Origin of the sequence: Lutibacter maritimus (genome assembly GCF_900116115.1) — a bacterium.
Taxonomy (GTDB): Bacteria; Bacteroidota; Bacteroidia; order Flavobacteriales; family Flavobacteriaceae; genus Lutibacter; species Lutibacter maritimus.
The window spans coordinates 23562-42687 of record NZ_FOZP01000002.1; the positions used below are offsets into that span (position 1 = coordinate 23562).

The following is a 19126-nucleotide window of genomic DNA, read 5'->3' on the forward strand; positions in this document are numbered from 1 at the left end:
ACTTCTATCCTAACTACTTTTAATAAATAATTTTGAAACTATATTTCTTTAGGAATTATAATTGTAAATATAGAACCTTTCTCTAATTCACTTTCAACAATTATTTTTCCCTGATGCTTTTTAACAATTTTATTAGCAATTGGTAATCCTAAACCAATACATTTTACTTTATCATTAGAGTAAGTATTTACAACATAAAATTCATTAAAGATTGCTGGAATATCTTTTTCAGAAATTCCCAAACCATTATCAATTACATTAATTTTTACTGATGTATCATCTTCAGTTAAATGAATGTTTACTATCGATTTCTCTTCAGAAAATCTAATTGCGTTATTAATAATATTTAATAAAGCTATTGATAATTCATCTTTATCAAAATTTAAAAAAATATCGTTTTCAGGAAGGTTACTTATAATTTTAATTCCTTTTTCATTTGCTAAAGTTTGTGTTTTCTCAATTACGTCTTTTAAAACTTTAGTGAAATTTTGGGTTTGAAAAATGAATTTCATATCAGGTAGCTGATATCTTGAAAAATCAGCTAAACGGTTTAATAAATTAAGTGAAAATTCTGTTGAATTTTTTATAATCTCAATATGGCTTTTTAACCTATCAGGGTTGTAATTTGGCAAGCCTTCTAAAATCATTTCTGAAAATGAAAATGATACTCCAATTGGGTTTTTTAAATTATGAATTAACTTTTTAAAAATTAAATTATTTAAATCGATAACTTCATTTAATTCATTGTTTTTACGCTTTAAATTTAAACTCAATTCAATAATTTTATCTTCTAAATCATTATAATAATTTTGCCGACTTTTATCCTCTTTTTTCAAAATAACATATTATTTTAATGTAAATTTAAATGTATTAAAACTATTATTCAAATTTTTATAAAAATATTACAAAACTAGGTACTTATACTCGCTATACTTTCAACATTCTTTTTATAGCAATGATTTTTCATTACTTTTACCATTCCTTATTATAATTTAAATAAAATGTCAACTGCAAAAAAAGACTATAAAAGAATTACTACCAAAAGTTTGGTAGAAATGAAAAAAAATGGTGAAAAAATTGCTATGCTAACAGCGTATGATTACACCATGGCTAAAATTTTAGATAATGCTGGTGTAGATGTTCTTTTAGTTGGTGATTCTGCCTCAAATGTAATGGCAGGTCATGAAACTACTTTACCAATAACATTAGACCAAATGATATACCACGCAAGCTCTGTTATTAGAGCTATTGAGCGCTGTTTAGTTGTGGTTGATTTACCTTTTGGAAGTTATCAAGGAAATTCACGTAGCGCACTCGATTCTGCCATTAGAATTATGAAAGAATCTGGTGGTCACGCGGTAAAATTAGAAGGTGGAGGAGAAATTAGAGAATCAATTTCTAGAATTTTAACTGCAGGAATACCTGTAATGGGACATTTAGGTTTAACACCGCAATCTATTTACAAATTTGGTTCATATACCGTTAGAGCAAAAGAAGAAGAAGAAGCCGACAAACTAAAAGAAGATGCTTTACTTTTAGAAGAATTAGGTTGTTTTGCATTGGTTTTAGAAAAAGTTCCGGCAAAATTAGCCAAAGAAGTTGCCGATAGCATTTCAATTCCTGTAATTGGAATTGGCGCAGGAAATGGTGTTGATGGTCAAGTTTTAGTAACACACGATATGTTAGGAATGACACACGAGTTTCATCCACGATTTTTACGTCGCTATTTAGATTTATACTCTGAAATGACCACTGCTTTTGAAAATTATGTAACCGATGTAAAAAGCAAAGATTTTCCAAACGATAACGAACAATACTAAATGAAAGTACTTTTTATAGATACCAATCACCCAATTTTAATAACTGGTTTAGAAAAATTAGGTTGTACTTGCGATGAAGATTATACTGCTTCAAAAGAACAAATTGAAGAAAAAATAAGCAATTACAACGGTATTGTAATACGAAGTAGATTTGATATAGATCAACAGTTTATAAACAAAGCAACCAACCTAAAATTTATTGCACGTGTTGGTGCCGGATTAGAATCTATTGATGTTGATTATGCCACAAAAAAAGGAATTCATTTAATTTCATCACCTGAAGGAAACAAAAATGCTGTTGGAGAACATGCATTGGGAATGATTTTATCTTTATTTAACAATATTAAAAAAGCTGATATAGAAATACGTCAAGGAAAATGGCTGCGCGAAGCAAATAGAGGTATTGAGTTAGAAGGAAAAACCGTTGGAATTATTGGCTATGGAAACATGGGAAAAGCCTTTGCTAAAAAATTAAAAGGTTTTGATGTTGAAGTAATTTGTTACGATATAAAAAACGATGTTGGCGATGAAAATTGCAAACAAGTTACCCTTGAAGAGCTCCAAGAAAAAACTGATGTTTTAAGTTTGCACACACCATTTAATAAGCTTTCAAACAAAATGGTAAATAGTGAATTTATTTCAAATTTTAAAAAACCATTTTACCTAATAAATACAGCAAGAGGTTCTGCTGTTGTAACAAATGATCTTGTTAAAGCACTCATAAGTAAAAAAATATTAGGCGCTTGTTTAGACGTGTTGGAATATGAAAAATTATCATTTGAAAATTTATTTGAAAACGACAATTTACCAGAAGCATTCAATTATTTAATACATGCTGATAATGTATTATTATCACCACATATTGCTGGTTGGACTGTTGAATCTAAAGTGAAATTAGCGCAAGTAATTGTTGATAAAGTACAAAATATCTTTTTTGATGAACCTAAAATTGAAGAAAAAACAACATCAAAAAGAGTCACCGGAATTGGCGGATTGTTTTTTAAAACCGAAGATCCTGTAAAATTAAAAGCATGGTACAAAACACATTTAGGTTTTAATACCGATGATTATGGATGTACTTTTTGGTGGAAAGAGAATAATAATAAAGCTGCAAGCACTCAATGGAGTCCTTTTAAAAATGATACTACTTATTTTTCTCCTTCAAAAAAAGACTTTATGTTTAATTATAGAGTTGAAAATTTAGTAGATTTATTAGCTAAATTAAAAAATGAAGGTGTAACCATTGTTGGTGAAATGGAAATATATGAATATGGAAAATTTGGTTGGATTTTAGACCCTGAGGGCAATAAAATTGAACTTTGGGAACCAATAGATAGTGCTTTTTTGTAAAAAATTAATTAACTAAAACAATAAAAAAATGGATGTAATTGATGAAAAAGGAAATGTCGTTCCTAAAAGTAGTGAAGAAAGTAAAAGAGTATTAGCGGGCGTTTTAGCTATTTTACTTGGATCGTTAGGGGTTCACAAATTTGTATTAGGATATACAAAAGAAGGTATTATTCAACTCATAATATCTGTTGTATCTTGTGGAATATTAGGAATAATTCCTTTTATTGAAGGCATAATTTACCTAACAAAATCTGATGAAGAGTTTGTTTATACATATCAAATCAATAAAAAAGGCTGGTTTTAATCTTTTTTTGAAGCTGAAGTTTCATTAGAGGTTTCAGCTTCATTATTTTCATTTTCCATACGGTTTTCTAACTCTGCCTGAAATTCTTCCATTACAGGTTTTACCGTACTTTCTGGTATTTCTGAAATTCTAATATACATTAAGCCATCAACAGAATTATTAAATAGCGGATCTACATTAAATGCAACCAATCTTGCATTTTGTTTCACATATTTTTTAATTAAAACAGGAATTCTTAAAGCTCCTGGTTCAATTTCATCAATAACTTTATCAAATTTGTTCATATCAGCTTGTGTAGCATCAAAAACAAAATCTTTATCGGCATCTTTTAATTTTACTTTATATTCTTTTTTAGGATGAATATATTGTGCAATGTAAGGATCGTAATAATGAGATTTCATAAACTCAATCATTAACGATTTTGAAAAATTAGAAAACTGATTGCTTATACTTACTCCGCCAATTAAATATTTATATTCTGGATAACGTAACGTAACGTGTACAATACCTTTCCAAAGTAAAAATAACGGCATTGGCTTTTGTTGATATTCTTTAATAATAAATGCCCGCCCCATTTCAATAGAATTCTCCATCATAGAATACAATTCTGGCTCAAATTTAAACAAAGTTTGCACATAAAAACCGTGAATTCCATATTTTGCATAAATATCTTTTCCCAATCCCATTCTATAAGCTCCAGCCAATGCTTTTGCTTCATCATCCCATAAAAATAAATGATGGTAATAACTATCAAAACTATCTAAATCTATGGCTTCATTGGTTCCTTCACCTACTTCTCTGAAAGTAATTTCTCGTAAACGTCCAATTTCAAAAATTAAATTTGGTATTTCTTTACGTTGCGCAAAAAACACTTCGTAGTTTTTACTTTTAAGCAATCTTCCGCCATTTTCTCTTAAAGCATCAACTTCTGCAATCATTTTATCAATATTTCTCTGATCAACAATTTGTTTGGGAGCTTTTGGTAATTTAAGTGCTGCTGTTGTTAATGGCTTTGGTTCTTTTTGATAAGGATTTGCCAGCATATAAGTTTTTCTACGAATAAAATCGCAAAATTCTTGTGTGCTTTTATATTCTTCTTGATCAGTAACTGAAATAGGTTTTCCAATTCTAACTTTAATTACTCGGCCTTTTTGAGATAATAATTCAGAAGGTAATTTAGCGGTGCGCAATGTTGGATTTAATTTTGATAATAAATAAAATAACCTGCTGTTTTTAGCATGAAAATATATTGGAATTACGGGTACATTTGCTTTTTGAATTAGCTTAATTGCACCTTCCTCCCAAGGTCTGTCAACAATTAATTTTCCATCTTTGTAGGTTGAAACTTCTCCTGCAGGAAAAACACCTAACGGATTTCCTTCTTTTATATGTGCTAAAGCATTTTTTAAACCAGAAAGGCTTGATTGCGCATCCTTTCTATCTTCAAAAGGATTTACTGGCATAATAAAAGGCTTCATAGGTTCAATTCTATGCAATAAAAAATTGGCAATAATTTTATAGTCAGGACGTTTTTCTATTAATAATTTAAGTAACAGAATTCCATCAATACCACCCAGTGGGTGATTTGAAACTGTAATAAAAGCACCATCTTTTGGGATTCTTTTTAAATCTTCTTCTGGAATTTCAAATTTAATTTCTAAATCATCTAAAAGTGCTGTAAAAAATTCTAAATCTTTTAAATGTTTATGCTTATTATAAATTCTATTTATTGCTGAAATTCTAAGCACTTTCATAAGTACCCAGCCAAAAAATGTTCCTATAAATCCGTATTTATCAAGGCTTACAACCTTTGCAACTTCTTTAGCTGTTACTAAACTCATTTATATAAAATTAACGTAGCTACAAAAATACACAAATTTATTTCAATACAAGTTGCACAGTACCTTTTGTAGCTTGTTTTAACAATATTTCTCCTTTTTCTTCTATTTTATTTACTGCATTTTCATTTGCGTGTCTAATTGTGTATAAAGAAACATTTTCAGAGAATGTTACTTTATATTTTTTATTAATCTCGGTTAAAAACTGTTGAAAAGTATTGAATTTATCTTCAATACAAACTGAAAAACTTAAGGCCGAATTTTGAATTAAATTTACTTTTAACTTATAATCATGCAAAATTTTAAAAATATCACTCAAATTATATTCTACCATAAACGAAAAATCTAATGCAGAAATTGATACTAATATTTGTTGCTGTTTTAAAATAAAGCAAGGAATATCTGGCAATAAATAATGTCCTTTTCCAACAATGGTTCCTTTAGCATTTAGGTTGTAAAAAGATCGAACAAATAACGGAATATTTTTATTTTCTAATGGTTTTAATGTTTTTGGATGAATTACAGATGCGCCATAAAAAGCCATTTCTATAGCTTCGCCGTAAGATATTTGTTGCAATAATTCTGCATTATCAAAAAATCGTGGATCTGCATTTAACACACCATCAACATCTTTCCAAATAGTTAAACTAACGGCGTTTAAACAATAAGCGAAAATTGCCGCTGTATAATCTGAGCCTTCTCTGCCTAAAGAGGTTGTTTTACCTTGTGCAGTACTTCCTAAAAACCCTTGTGTTATGTATAAATTATCTGAATTAAGTTTTGAAATATTTTGTAAAGTAGCATCCCAATTTACATAAGCATCTCGATAGGTGTCATCAGTTTTTAAATAATCCCGCACATCAACCCAGCTATTTTTAATACCAATTTCATTTAAATAAATACTCACAATTTTTGTTGAAAGCAACTCTCCAAAACCAATAATTTGATCATAAATAAAGTTGTAATCATTATTCTTGTTTTTAATTAAAAAACCACTTAATTGACCAAAAAACTGTTCAATTTCTAAAATAATTACTGGTTTATTGGCAGTAAATAAATTTTCAATAATATTAAAATGATAGTCTCTTACAAAGTCTATTTTTTGAGGTAAATCATCCTTTTTATTGCAGTAGGAATGTATTATTTCTTCAAAAGCATTGGTCATTTTACCCATTGCAGATATTACAATTAAAGTGTTTTCAAAACCTTCATGTTGTAAAACACGTACTACATTTTTTATGCTTTCAGCATCTTTAACAGATGCACCTCCAAATTTAAAAATTTTCATAAATACCTATTTTACAAACTATTAATATAATTTTTAATGGCATCATTTTCAATATGTACTGTATTCCAATCACGCAAAACACGTGCGCCCGATTTTTCGTAAAAATCAATGGCTGGTTTGTTCCAATCTAACACCGCCCATTCAATTCTTCTCACACCTTTTTTGTACCCAAACTCAATTACTTTAGCATATAAAGCACCGCCAATTTTAAGTCCTCTTTTATTTTCGGTCACTATTAAATCTTCTAAATGAATTGTGGGTCCTTTCCAAGTAGAATATCTTGGATAAAACAACGCCATTCCTACAATTTCAGCATCAATTTCAGCAACAAAACAGTTAAATAAAGGTGTTTCTCCAAAACCATCTTTTTCTAAATCTTCAACGGTAACTTGTACAGCATCTGCTTCCTTTTCAAAATGCGCCAATTCTTTAATTAATTTAAGCACATCAAACATATCATTTTTAACAGCTTCTCTAATGGTAAAATTCATAGGTAATAAATAATATTTAATTAGTAATGCTAAAGTAAAAAATTTGAATACAAAGTATCTTACAATCTCTTCATTTTTAAAAATAATTTTCTCGATATTTGTAAAAATCTATTCAACTTTCACAATGAAAAACAACAATCTTACCTTAGGAGAATTTATTATTGAAAATCAAAAACATTATAAATATACTTCTGGAGAATTTTCTAGACTACTGAGTTCCATAAAATTAGCTGCAAAAATTGTAAATTACAAAGTTAACAAAGCTGGTTTAGTAGATATTTTAGGTGCTGCAGGAGATACGAATATACAAGGTGAAGATCAACAGAAATTAGATGTTTATGCAAACAATGTTTTTATGCAAACGCTTATAAATAGAGAAATTGTTTGTGGAATTGCCAGTGAAGAAGAAGATAATTATGTAACTATAAAAGGAAAACACGGCACCAACGAAAATAAATATGTAATGCTTATTGATCCGTTAGACGGTTCTTCAAATATTGATGTAAATGTATCTGTAGGTACAATTTTCTCTATTTACAGAAGAATTACTCCAATAGGTACTCCCGTTGAACAAATTGATTTTTTACAAAGAGGAAATCAGCAAGTTGCTGCAGGTTATGTGGTATACGGAACTTCAACAATGTTGGTGTATACATCTGGCCACGGAGTAAACGGATTTACCTTAAACCCTGCTATTGGCTCCTTTTATTTATCGCACCCGAATATGAGTTTTCCTGAAGATGGAAAAATATACTCTATAAATGAAGGAAACTATGTGCATTTTCCACAAGGTGTTAAAGATTATTTAAAATATTGCCAAGAAGAAAAAGACGACAGACCTTATACATCTCGTTACATTGGATCATTAGTATCAGATTTTCATAGAAATATGATTAAAGGTGGTATTTACATTTATCCTACAAGCTCTATAGGTCCTAAAGGAAAATTACGTTTATTATATGAATGCAACCCAATGGCTTTTCTAGCAGAACAAGCCAACGGAAAAGCTACTGATGGGTATAAACGTATTTTAGATATAAAACCAACAGAACTTCATCAACGCGTGCCATTTTTCTGTGGAAGTAAAAATATGGTAGATAAAGCAGGTGAGTTTATGGCAAAATATCCCGAAAATGCCAATTATTAATTTTAAATTTCATAACTTAAACCAATAGTACTATAAGAACAATCAATTCTAAGATTTTTTAGAATGAAAACCGTTCATTATCTTTGAGTACAATAAATGTTGAACTAAAAAAATACAATTATGTCTTTTGAATTACCAAAATTACCGTATGCTTACGATGCATTAGAACCACATATTGATGCTAGAACTATGGAAATACACCATACAAAACATCATGCAGGATATACAAACAATTTAAATAACGCCGTTGCAGGAACTGATCTAGAAGGAAAATCTATTGAAGCTATTTTAGCTGATTTAGATATGAATAACGCTGCTGTTAGAAATAACGGTGGTGGTTTTTACAACCACTCTTTATTTTGGGATGTAATGAAACCTGAAGGAAAAGGATATTTATCTGGAGAATTAAAAGATGCTATTATAGCTGCTTATGGTTCTGTAGATGCTTTTAAAGATGAATTTTCAAAAGCTGCCGCAACTAGATTTGGATCTGGATGGGCTTGGCTTTGTGTACATAAAGGTGGTAAAGTTGAAGTTTGCTCTACTCCAAACCAAGACAACCCATTAATGCCAGGTGTTTCTTGTGGAGGAACCCCAATTTTAGGATTAGATGTTTGGGAACATGCTTACTATTTACATTACCAAAACAGAAGACCAGACTATATTAATGCATTTTTTAATGTTATTAACTGGAACGAAGTTGAAAGAAGATATGCTGAAAGCAAATAATTTATTTACTACTAACTAAAATAAAAAAGTCCGCAAATTGCGGACTTTTTTTATCTCAATTTATTTCTTTTAAAATAAGTATTTTAATTACCTAAACTCATTATTGTTTTCTGTACTTTAGCGCCTTAAATTTATTGTTGCTACGTATGTTAACATCTCATTTGGGTGAGCTATTTGCTTTATTAACTGCCATATTTTGGACTACTACTAGTTTATCTTTTCAACAAGCCACAAGAAGAGCTGGTTCTTTATCAGTAAATGTTTTAAGATTAATCATAGCCTTTTTTATTTTTGGGATTATTTCCTATTTCTCAAGAGGATTATTTTTACCATTTGATGCAGGAACACATCAATGGATTTGGATGTCAGTTTCTGGATTAATAGGGTTTGTTTTTGGAGATTATTTTTTATTTAAATCATACGAATTAATTAGCGCGCGTATTTCTATGCTAATTATGTCATTAAGTGCTCCCATGGCGGCATTTATTAGTTGGTTTTTATTAGGTGAAACAATGAATCTTATTTCTTTGTTAGCTATGTTTATTACCATTTTTGGTATTATGATGGTTATCACTGAAAAAAAGAAATTAGATGATGAAAAAGCAGGAATAAAAAACAAAAAAATACAATTTTCATTTTCTCCAAAAGGAATGCTATTTGCTTTTTTTGGTTCTATTGGGCAGGCATTAGGTTTAGTCTTAAGTAAATACGGAATGCAAGATTACAATGTATTTGCAGCTACACAAATTAGAATTATTACAGGATGTATTGGTTTTATAATTTTGATTTCACTAATAAAAAGATGGCCAAAAGTTAAACAAGCGGTTAGCGATAAAATTTCAATGAAATTTATTGTAATTGGCTCTATTTTTGGTCCTTTCTTAGGGGTTTATGTATCCTTGTTAGCTGTTAAATATACCACTGTTGGAATTGCATCTACTATTATGGCAATTATTCCTGTCTTAATTATTCCTCCAGCAATTTTATTGTATAAAGAAAAAGTAACCTTAAAAGAAGTTATTGGTGCTTTTATTGCACTTGGTGGAATTGTGTTGTTTTTTATCAATTAAGCTTGGGATGTTCCTTTTTTCTGGGATCTTGATTTAGTAATTGTGCTAATGAATTATATAATTTTGGTAATTTTTGACTAAACTCATTAGGCTTTTCAAAAAAAGACTCTAATGATACCGAAAAAAATTCCATCAAATTTTCACCTCCATAATTTCGTAAAAAAGAATGCTCATCTGCTCTTACCTCATTTATAAAATAGATTGCCGTATTCTTATAACTTTCAAGATTATTTTCATTAAAAATACCCATATAATTTCTTTTGGAATTTTCAATTATTAAACAATGACCAAATTCGTGAATACATAAATTTAAAGCATCATCAGAAATTTTAAAACCTCGCTCTACAGCAGGCCAAGATAAATTTACACGATTAGTTTTTATATTTACATCTCCATCAAAAAGTTGATTAATTTTTTGATATGTGTAGGCTGAAGGAGCAATAAAAATAGTGTTAAATTTAGAAAGTGCTACAATTTTTAAACCAAATGTAACTTGTGTAAATGCACTTGAAATTACTATTTTCATTTCTGGACTTACATAAAAATTGGGATCCGATAAAAACCGTGTAGTTTTAATAAATATTAAAGTTCTTATTTGAAATATTTCTTGATTTACGGTTGATAAATCTTTGTAATAAGAACTCCATTTCAACAACACCAAATGAACTTCGGTTTTTGATTTTTCTTTAAAAAAATATCCTAAAATTTTATATTTAAAGCTCAATGGTTATTCAAAATTTAAAGGTCCAAAATAACCCATTTGCCGTACTATCCAATTTTTTCTTCTTTCAACATAATTAGAAGATCTAATAGCTTTATATTTCCTTGGATTTGGTAAAATAGCTGCAATGGAAGCCGCTTCATAAGTAGATAATTTTTTAGCGGATTTCCTAAACCAATGTTGTGATGCTGCTTCGGCTCCGTAAACGCCATCACCCATTTCAATACTATTTAAATATACTTCTATAATGCGCTCTTTACTCCAAAAAACTTCAATTAAAAAAGAGAAATACACTTCAAATCCTTTTCTAACATAACTGCGTTGCGGCCATAAAAAAACATTTTTTGCAGTTTGTTGCGTAATAGTGCTTCCTCCTTTAATTTTTTTACCTTTTTTATTGCCTTCGTAGGCTTTTTCAATGGCTTCTACATCAAATCCAAAATGCTCAAAGAATTTTTGATCTTCACTTACAATTACAGCTTTTACTAAGTTTGGTGATATTTTATCCATTGAAACCCAATTATGTGTAAATGTCGCTGATGTACCTTCTGTCCATTGTTCTATATTTCTAATAAGCATTAATGGCGTAAATGGGACAGGAACCCACTTAAATAAGATAACAGTAAGTATTGATGTGATAAAGAATATAACAATGGCTTTAAAAAACCATCGTTTTAATTTTTGAAAAAAACCTTTCATGCAACAAAATTTAAGCAAAAGTATTATTTTTATATTGATTCGTCTTTATTTTTAAGTGTTTAGCAATTTAAAAAAATTAAATTCTAAAAAAATAATCCTATTTTGTAAAGAATTATGAGTGCATTTATCAAAATTAAAAAAAAATAGAAGACTTTTGCCTATACTTATTTCATTAAAATGAACAACATATTAAATAGCATTAAACAATTTTTTTTGAAATTTAAATTAAAGAATTTTACATTTAAAAAATCGCTAAAATATGGCTTTTTTTTAGCTACATTTCTTTTTTTAAGTTTTTTTATTGCCATTTATTTTGGTTATTTTGGAAGAGTTCCTACAAACAAAGAAATACAACTTTTTCAAAATATGGAAGCTTCTGAAGTGTATTCTGCTGATAATATTTTACTGTATAGATTCGACAAAGAAAACAGAATTAATATTCCTTATGATTCCATTCCAAAACATTTGGTAAACGCTTTAATTGCCACAGAAGATGCTCGTTTTTTTGAACATAGCGGCGTGGATATAAAAAGTTTATTTCGTGTTTTAGTAAAAACTATTATTATGCGCGATAAAAGTTCTGGCGGTGGAAGTACCATTACGCAACAATTGGTAAAAAACTATTTTCCGCGTAAATCGCATCGGTTTTTTTCAACGCCAATTAATAAATTAGAAGAAATGGTTGCTGCTTATAAATTAGAGCAACATTTTACTAAAGAACAATTAATTGAATTTTATTTTAATACCGTTCCCTTTGGGCAATCGGCTTTTGGATTAGAAAGTGCATCCCAACGTTTTTTTAGCACAACGGCATCAAAATTAACTATAGAACAAAGTGCTGTTTTGGTTGGAATGTTAAAAGCAAGCTACACTTATAACCCTGTAAAATTTCCTGAAGCTTCCAAAAAAAGAAGAAATATTGTTTTAAATTTAATGAAAGAAGCTGAATTTATTTCACAAAAAGAAGAAGATTCTATTTCCGATTTACCCATAATTACCAAAGAAAAAAGATTAGTTCGCCACGTAGGTAAAGCTAAATATTTTACTGAATATGTACGTACTGAAATGAAAAAATGGCTTGAAGAAAATAAAAAACCAAGTGGAAAAAACTACGATTTATACAAAGATGGTTTAAAAATTTACACCACGTTAAATTATGAAATGCAACAATATGCAGAGAAATCTGTTGCTAAACAATTAAAAAAATTACAACAAGAATTTGATTATGAATGGCGAGGAGAGGAACCATGGAAAGATGTTCCGGTTGTTTTAGAAAATGCCATTAAAAATTCAAGCAGATACAAACGATTAAAAGAAAAAGGTATTTCTGAAGCCAATATTAGAGCAAATTTTAATACTGAAATACCAATGAAAATTTTCACTTGGAATGGCGACAAACAAGTAACAATGTCTCCGCTAGATTCTATTAAACATTATTTAAAACATTTACACGCAGGATTTATTGCTATTGAACCACAAACCGGACATATAAAAGCCTATGTTGGTGGTATTAGCGAACAACATTTTCAATATGATCATATAAAAACTAAACGTCAAGTTGGTAGTACGTTTAAACCTTTTGTGTATACAGCTGCCATAGAAAAAGGTGTTTCACCTTGTGATATGTATCCAAATATTTTAATAAAATACCCTCAATATGAAGATTGGGAACCTAAAAACTCTGATTGGATTTATGGAGGTGAATTTAGTGTTTGGGGCGCTTTAGCAAATTCAACTAATACCGTTACAGTACAATTAATGGAAAAAGCTGGTCTGAAAAATATAATTAATCTGGCAACAAAAATGGGTATTGAAACTAAATTACCTGAAATTGGTTCGTTATCATTAGGTACAGCAGAGCTTTCTTTACTTGAAATGGCAAGAGCTTATACAACATTTCCTAATTACGGATTACCAGTTCATGAAGTTTCCATAGTAAAAATTATAAACAGAGAAGGTGTTGAGCTACCCACGTTTCCTGAGGTTAAAAATAAAAATGTATACTCAGAACAAACTGCTGAAATTATGGTTCAAATGCTTGAAAAAGTAATTACCAATGGTACAGCAGCTTCCTTAAGATATGATTATGGTTTGTATAACGATTTAGGCGGAAAAACAGGAACCTCACAATCTCAAGCTGATGGATGGTTTTTTGGTTTTACTTCAAATTTAGTAACCGGAAGCTGGGTTGGAGCGGAAAACCCTTCCATTCATTTTAGAAGTATGGATAAAGGTCAAGGTTCGCATACAGCATTACCAATTAATGGCGATTTTTTACGATCGTTAAATAACAATCCTTCTTTTAAATATTACCTAAACGGCAATTTTAAAAAACCATCAAAAGAAGTTTTAAAATTATATGATTGTTTATCACGTAAAGGCGTTCCTTCACCTAAAAAAGACACATTAGATATTGTTATTGATTCTTTAGCTATAGATCCTTCAACCATTGTGTTGGATTCTATTCAACCAAATAATTAATAGAGAATTGTAGTATTTTATAAAACTAATAAACCGTGTTTTCTTAATGTGTCTATTGGTTTTGAATACCAAAATAATTCAAAGTTTTCAAAATCGGTTTCAAAATTGACTTTTAACTGACTGAATGTAATTGATTCATTATTATAAACACTCAGTTTTTTAAGGCTTTCAATCAACCATTTTCCATAATTTTCAGGGACTGAAATTTCATACCTTTCGGTTTCGCTAAAAAATGTTAGTTGAAGCATTTGCCACGTTTTCCCTTTTTTAGTTTTTGAAAAAGGTATAATTAAAGGCGCACCACCTAACCAAATAATTTTTGATGTTGGTTTGCATATTTCAAATCCTTGGTTTTCTAATGATGAACTAATAAAATCGTTTTTAATACTAGTTTTAGGAATTTTAAAAGGAAACCATTCTTGCAACGGCAAGTTAAAACCAATGCCGTGCATAAAATTAAAAATAGATTTTTTTAAACCTTCACTAAATTTAGCATGATTTATTCCCGTTTTGTCTGTAAACTGAATATCATTATTAGCAAAAGAAATTTCTTCTAAATCTGGAATAATATTATAATTCTCATAATTTATTCCAATGGAGCTATGTGCAGTTAAAGCAAATTGATGCCAAAAACCAGATTTTATAATACCAAGCTCAAAACATTGTCGCACCATTTCTAAACTATCAATTGTTTCTTGAATAGTTTGTGTTGGAAAACCATACATTAAATAGGCGTGTACCATAATGCCCGAGTCGGTAAAACTTTTGGTTACTTTAGCAACTTGCTCAACAGTTACACCTTTTTGAATTAATTGTAACAATCTATCAGATGCAACTTCCAAACCACCAGAAACAGCAATACAACCAGATGCTTTTAACAACAAACATAAATCGTTGGTAAAACTTTTTTCAAACCGAATGTTTGTCCACCAAGTTACTGTTAATCTTCTTTTAATTATTTCAATTGCCAAAGCTCGCATTAAAGCTGGCGGTGCTGCTTCATCAACAAAATGAAAGCCAGTTTCACCTGTTTGTGCAATAATTTGCTCCATTCTATCTACCAATAATTTAGCGGTTATTGGTTCATAAATTTTAATATAATCCAGTGAAATATCGCAAAAAGTACATTTTCCCCAATAGCAACCGTGCGCCATTGTTAATTTATTCCAACGTCCATCGCTCCACAAACTGTGCATTGGATTGGCAATTTCTATTACTGAAATATATTGATCAAGCAATAAATCGCTATAATCTGGTGTTCCGATTTCGGCTTGTTTATAATCATTTTTTATAGATGAATTGTTATAAAAAACTTCATTATTTAATCGTAAAAAAGTTCTTTTGAACATATTAAAATCAGGATTTTCTATTGATGGATTTACAACATTTGAAAAAAGAATTTCAATAGGTAATTCGCCATCATCTAACGTAATAAAATCGAAAAAGTCAAAAACACGATTGTCAGTTAAACTTCGTAATTCCGTATTTGGAAAACCGCCGCCCATTGCAATTTTAATATTTGGGTAGTTGGTTTTTATAAATTGTGCACACCTAAATGCACTATATAAATTCCCCGGAAATGGCACGGAAAAACATACCAATTTTGGTTGAATTTCTTGCAGTTTATCATCTAAAATATTCAGCGTAATTTCATCAATAAAAGTAGGTTTTAGTAGCAAACTTTCATACAATTCATTAAAACTATTGGCACTTCTGCCCAATTGCTCTGCATATCTGCTAAAACCAAAATTTTCATCAATACATTCAATAATAAAATCAGATAAATCTTCTAAATATAAGGTTGCCAAATGCTTTGCCTGATCTTGTGTTCCCATAGCGCCAAAAGCCCATTCTAAATCATCAATTTCATTAAATCTGGAAGCTTTCGGAAGAAAATTTTCAGAACATATTTGGCGTGCAAAAGTTTGATTTTTACCTTGAAGAAATTTTATAACAGCATTAATAGTAGCTATATAGGTATTGCGTAATGCATAAATTTGTTGTGCGTTTTCTGAAATAATTGTGTTGTTTTTAAACGCTAATTCAAAAACTTCTTGCAGTTTATTTTTACTGAAAAGTGCTAAAATAACTTCAATGCCTAAATCGGTTTGAAATGAAGAAATACGCTTTGTATTCAAAAACCCTTTTAAATACATAGTAGCTGGGTACGGTGTATTTAATTGGGTAAATGGCGGTGTAATTAGCAGAATATCTTTCAAAATAGTATTCAGAAAAAAATTTAAAGTATATATGCTAATGTATGAATTCTTATTTAATATGCTCTCCCTTTATTTCCTTCATAAAAATTGATGAATGAATCATTTACAACTCTGTTTCCGCCTGGCGTTGGATAATTACCTGTAAAATACCAATCACCTAAATGGTTTGGACAAGCAACATGTAAATTTTCAACTGTTTGATAAACAATTTCAACTTCAGAAGTTATTTCTGGAGTTTTTAACATTTGAGCTATTTTATCAGAAATTTGTTGGTTTGTAAATGGCGTATAAATATCTTTTACAGCATTGTAAATTTGGCCATCTTCTAATGGCTGCATAATTTTACAACGATTATAAACTTCTTCAACAATATGATATTGATTGGTATCTTTTAATAATTCTAAAGCAGCTCTAAAAGCAATAAAATCTCCCATACGTGCCATATCAATCCCATAACAATCTGGATAACGAATTTGTGGTGCAGATGAAACAATAATTATTTTTTTAGGATGCAATCTGTCTAAAATTTTAATAATACTTTTTTTCAAAGTTGTTCCACGCACAATACTATCATCAATAACAACTAAATTGTCTTTTGGTTTAACAATTCCGTAAGTTACATCATAAACATGCGCTACTAAATCGTCTCTACTATTATCATCAGCAATAAATGTTCTTAATTTAGCATCTTTAATCGCTAATTTTTCAATACGTGGTCTTGCTGATAAAATTTCAGTTACATGCTCTGCAGAAAGTGTTCCTCTACCGTTTAATATCGCTTTTGTTTTTTGAAGATTTAAAAAATCTTCCGCTGCTTCACGCATTCCATAAAATGAAGTTTCAGCAGTATTTGGAATAAATGAAAAAACGGTATTTTTAATATCTTTATTAATTTTTTTAAGTATTTCAGGAAATACTAATTTTCCTAATTTTTTACGTTCGTTATAAATATCGGCATCACTTCCTCTTGAAAAATAAATACGCTCAAAAGAACATGATTTTTTTGGTAATGGTTCAATAATTTTGTTCATCGTAATTTTACCATTTCGCTTAATTATTAAAGCGCAACCCGGATCAATTTCCTTCACATCTTTAATTTGAACATTAAAAACCGTTTGAATTACTGGTCGTTCTGACGCAACTACCACAATTTCATCATCTTTATAATAAAATGCAGGACGAATTCCGGCTGGATCACGCAAAACAAAAGAATCTCCATGACCTAATAAACCTGCCATTGCATAACCTCCATCCCAATTTTTTGCAGAACGTTTTAATATTTTTTTAATATTTATATGCTCTTCAATTAATGGTGAAGCTTCTTTTTTATTTACTCCGTGTTCATCTTTAATTTTTTTATACAATTTAGCAACCTCATCATCAATAAAATGACCAATTTTTTCCATCACTGTAACAGTATCAGTCATTTCTTTTGGATGCTGACCAATTTCAACTAAATCATTAAACAACCTTTTAGAGTTGGTCATATTAAAGTTTCCGGCCACAATTAAACTTTTATGCATCCAGTTGCTTTGGCGTAAAAATGGATGTACACTTTCTATACTATTTTTACCAAATGTGCCATATCTAACATGTCCTAAAAATAAATTTCCAATATAAGGAGCATTGTTTAATTGCCATTGAACATCATCTATTTTATCAGGATATTCCTCATTTAAAGCATTTAATCTTCCGTTTATTTGTGAAAAAATATCTTGAATTGGCTGATCTGCGTTAGAACGAACTCTGCTAATATAACGCGTACCTGGCGCAACATTAAATTTTATACTTGCCAATCCAGCACCATCTTGCCCACGGTTGTGCTGTTTTTCCATTAACAAATACATTTTATTTAAACCATAAAAAGCTGAACCATATTTGTCTTTATAATACTGTAATGGTTTTAATAACCGAACCATTGCAATTCCACATTCATGTTTAATAGCGTCACTCATAATAGTAGTTTTAGTTGTAGTATTTTTTAAATAAAAAATTCCGCACACGTGCGGAATTTGAATGTTATCCTAATTCAATATCAAATTGAGTTAACAACTTAAATTGTAATAATCGTTCTTGTATTTCGTTATGCGTTAAATTTTCCATACGCTCGGTTCCAAATTTCTCCACACAAAACGAAGCTAAATTTGATCCTGCAATTACACCTCTTTTCATATTTTCAAAAGAAATATCTTCCGTTTTTGCCATATGACCTATAAATCCACCCGCAAACGTATCACCTGCACCTGTTGGATCAAAAACTTCTTCTAATGGTAACGCTGGCGCAAAAAATACATTGTCTTCATGAAATAATAATGCTCCGTGCTCACCTTTTTTAATTACCACATATTTTGGACCCATTTTGTAAATTTTTTGAGCTGCTTTTACTAAAGAATACTCGCCCGATAATTGTCTAGCTTCTTCATCATTAATAGTAATTACATCTATTTTAGCAATCACTTCCATTAACTGATTCCAAGTATTATCCATCCAAAAATTCATAGTATCTAAAACTACTAACTTTGGACGAACTGGAATTTGATTTATAACAGCCATTTGAACTGCTGGATGCAAATTCCCTAGCATTAAAAATTCAGGTTGACTAAATTTTTTTGGTACAATTGGATTAAAATCGGCCAATACATTTAAGTCTGTAATTAAAGTATCTCTAGAATTTAAATCGTTATGATATTTTCCTTTCCAAAAAAATGTTTTTCCATCTTCAACAACTTCAATACCATCTGTATTAATATTTTTTGCGTTTAATTTTTTAAAATATTCTTTCGGAAAATCTCCACCTACAACCGAAACAATTCCAGATTCTACTCCAAATTGTGACGCTGATAATGAAATATAAGTAGCTGCACCACCTAAAATTTTATCTGTTTTTCCAAACGGAGTTTCAATAGCATCAAATGCAACTGTACCTACAATTAATAATTTACTCATATTTTTAAATTTCGTTTCACACC

General features: G+C 29.7%; 15 protein-coding genes and 1 pseudogene. 7 read left to right on the forward strand and 9 right to left on the reverse strand.

Annotated elements, in window-relative coordinates; all coding sequences use genetic code 11:
* Window positions 1-38: 38 nt before the first annotated feature.
* Window positions 39-836, reverse strand: coding sequence for a sensor histidine kinase (locus BM335_RS03465; RefSeq protein WP_090223332.1), 798 nt, complete (start codon window positions 834-836; stop codon window positions 39-41).
* Window positions 837-1001: 165 nt separating this feature from the next.
* On the opposite strand from BM335_RS03465, the gene panB reads away from it, so the two are divergent.
* The 3 genes and pseudogenes from panB (at window position 1002) to BM335_RS03480 (ending at window position 3474) form a co-directional block, all read left to right on the forward strand.
* Entirely contained in the window at window positions 1002-1820 is an 819-nt protein-coding gene (gene panB, locus BM335_RS03470; RefSeq protein ID WP_090223334.1) for a 3-methyl-2-oxobutanoate hydroxymethyltransferase, read from the forward strand.
* Window positions 1821-2753: pseudogene (locus tag BM335_RS03475) on the forward strand (2-hydroxyacid dehydrogenase); the annotation flags it as partial. It lies immediately after the preceding gene.
* A gap of 445 nt (window positions 2754-3198) precedes the next feature.
* A complete protein-coding gene (locus BM335_RS03480) occupies window positions 3199-3474 on the forward strand; it encodes a TM2 domain-containing protein (protein WP_090223340.1) in 276 nt (91 codons plus the stop codon).
* On the opposite strand, the gene BM335_RS03485 is transcribed toward BM335_RS03480, so the two are convergent.
* From BM335_RS03485 to BM335_RS03495, 3 genes are read right to left on the reverse strand one after another with little or no spacing between them, the layout of a single operon-like run.
* A complete protein-coding gene (locus BM335_RS03485) occupies window positions 3471-5315 on the reverse strand; it encodes a GNAT family N-acyltransferase (protein WP_090223343.1) in 1845 nt (614 codons plus the stop codon). The genes BM335_RS03480 and BM335_RS03485 overlap by 4 nt on opposite strands.
* Before the next feature lie 37 nt (window positions 5316-5352).
* The gene (locus BM335_RS03490; RefSeq protein ID WP_090223345.1) at window positions 5353-6600 is read right to left on the reverse strand and encodes an aspartate kinase; all 1248 of its coding nucleotides are present in this window, start codon (window positions 6598-6600) and stop codon (window positions 5353-5355) included.
* A gap of 11 nt (window positions 6601-6611) precedes the next feature.
* Window positions 6612-7091 (reverse strand): GNAT family N-acetyltransferase, encoded by a 480-nt coding sequence (locus tag BM335_RS03495; RefSeq protein WP_090223348.1) that lies wholly within the window; start codon window positions 7089-7091, stop codon window positions 6612-6614.
* 124 nt (window positions 7092-7215) lie between these two features.
* Between BM335_RS03495 and fbp the strand changes: the two genes are divergently transcribed.
* The 3 genes from fbp (at window position 7216) to BM335_RS03510 (ending at window position 10037) form a co-directional block, all read left to right on the forward strand.
* Complete coding sequence (fbp, locus tag BM335_RS03500) at window positions 7216-8238, forward strand: class 1 fructose-bisphosphatase (RefSeq protein ID WP_090223350.1); 1023 nt, start codon at window positions 7216-7218, stop codon at window positions 8236-8238.
* 120 nt (window positions 8239-8358) lie between these two features.
* Complete coding sequence (locus BM335_RS03505; RefSeq protein ID WP_090223352.1) at window positions 8359-8967, forward strand: superoxide dismutase; 609 nt, start codon at window positions 8359-8361, stop codon at window positions 8965-8967.
* A gap of 146 nt (window positions 8968-9113) precedes the next feature.
* Window positions 9114-10037: a DMT family transporter gene (locus BM335_RS03510; protein WP_090223354.1), complete on the forward strand. Its 924-nt coding sequence runs from the start codon at window positions 9114-9116 to the stop codon at window positions 10035-10037.
* On the opposite strand, the gene BM335_RS03515 is transcribed toward BM335_RS03510, so the two are convergent.
* A complete protein-coding gene (locus BM335_RS03515; protein WP_090223356.1) occupies window positions 10030-10761 on the reverse strand; it encodes a zinc-dependent peptidase in 732 nt (243 codons plus the stop codon). The two genes, BM335_RS03510 and BM335_RS03515, sit on opposite strands and share 8 nt — an antisense overlap.
* Window positions 10762-10764: 3 nt before the next feature.
* Entirely contained in the window at window positions 10765-11457 is a 693-nt protein-coding gene (mtgA, locus tag BM335_RS03520; RefSeq protein ID WP_090223358.1) for a monofunctional biosynthetic peptidoglycan transglycosylase, read from the reverse strand.
* A 213-nt stretch (window positions 11458-11670) separates the two neighbouring features.
* Between mtgA and BM335_RS03525 the strand changes: the two genes are divergently transcribed.
* Window positions 11671-13938, forward strand: coding sequence for a transglycosylase domain-containing protein (locus BM335_RS03525; RefSeq protein ID WP_177219147.1), 2268 nt, complete (start codon window positions 11671-11673; stop codon window positions 13936-13938).
* Window positions 13939-13955: 17 nt separating this feature from the next.
* Here BM335_RS03525 and BM335_RS03530 read toward each other — a convergent pair whose 3' ends face one another.
* The 3 genes from BM335_RS03530 to BM335_RS03540 all read right to left on the reverse strand — a co-directional run bounded on the left by BM335_RS03530 (window position 13956) and on the right by BM335_RS03540 (window position 19103).
* Window positions 13956-16157, reverse strand: a complete 2202-nt coding sequence (locus BM335_RS03530; protein ID WP_090223362.1) for a B12-binding domain-containing radical SAM protein — start codon at window positions 16155-16157, stop codon at window positions 13956-13958.
* A gap of 53 nt (window positions 16158-16210) precedes the next feature.
* On the reverse strand, window positions 16211-18112 hold the full coding sequence (locus BM335_RS03535; RefSeq protein ID WP_090224026.1) for an amidophosphoribosyltransferase: 1902 nt from the start codon (window positions 18110-18112) through the stop codon (window positions 16211-16213).
* 64 nt (window positions 18113-18176) lie between these two features.
* Entirely contained in the window at window positions 18177-19103 is a 927-nt protein-coding gene (locus BM335_RS03540) for a PfkB family carbohydrate kinase (protein ID WP_090223364.1), read from the reverse strand.
* Window positions 19104-19126 lie beyond the last annotated feature (23 nt).

Bases quoted from the DNA above. Each gene is read 5' to 3' on its own strand.
- BM335_RS03490 (WP_090223345.1), bottom strand. From the start codon at position 6,600: ATGAAAATTTTTAAATTTGGAGGTGCATCTGTTAAAGATGCTGAAAGC.
- BM335_RS03485 (WP_090223343.1), bottom strand. From the start codon at position 5,315: ATGAGTTTAGTAACAGCTAAAGAAGTTGCAAAGGTTGTAAGCCTTGAT.
- BM335_RS03495 (WP_090223348.1), bottom strand. From the start codon at position 7,091: ATGAATTTTACCATTAGAGAAGCTGTTAAAAATGATATGTTTGATGTG.
- BM335_RS03510 (WP_090223354.1), top strand. From the start codon at position 9,114: ATGTTAACATCTCATTTGGGTGAGCTATTTGCTTTATTAACTGCCATA.
- panB (WP_090223334.1), top strand. From the start codon at position 1,002: ATGTCAACTGCAAAAAAAGACTATAAAAGAATTACTACCAAAAGTTTG.
- mtgA (WP_090223358.1), bottom strand. From the start codon at position 11,457: ATGAAAGGTTTTTTTCAAAAATTAAAACGATGGTTTTTTAAAGCCATT.
- BM335_RS03540 (WP_090223364.1), bottom strand. From the start codon at position 19,103: ATGAGTAAATTATTAATTGTAGGTACAGTTGCATTTGATGCTATTGAA.
- BM335_RS03535 (WP_090224026.1), bottom strand. From the start codon at position 18,112: ATGAGTGACGCTATTAAACATGAATGTGGAATTGCAATGGTTCGGTTA.
- fbp (WP_090223350.1), top strand. From the start codon at position 7,216: ATGAAAAACAACAATCTTACCTTAGGAGAATTTATTATTGAAAATCAA.
- BM335_RS03480 (WP_090223340.1), top strand. From the start codon at position 3,199: ATGGATGTAATTGATGAAAAAGGAAATGTCGTTCCTAAAAGTAGTGAA.
- BM335_RS03505 (WP_090223352.1), top strand. From the start codon at position 8,359: ATGTCTTTTGAATTACCAAAATTACCGTATGCTTACGATGCATTAGAA.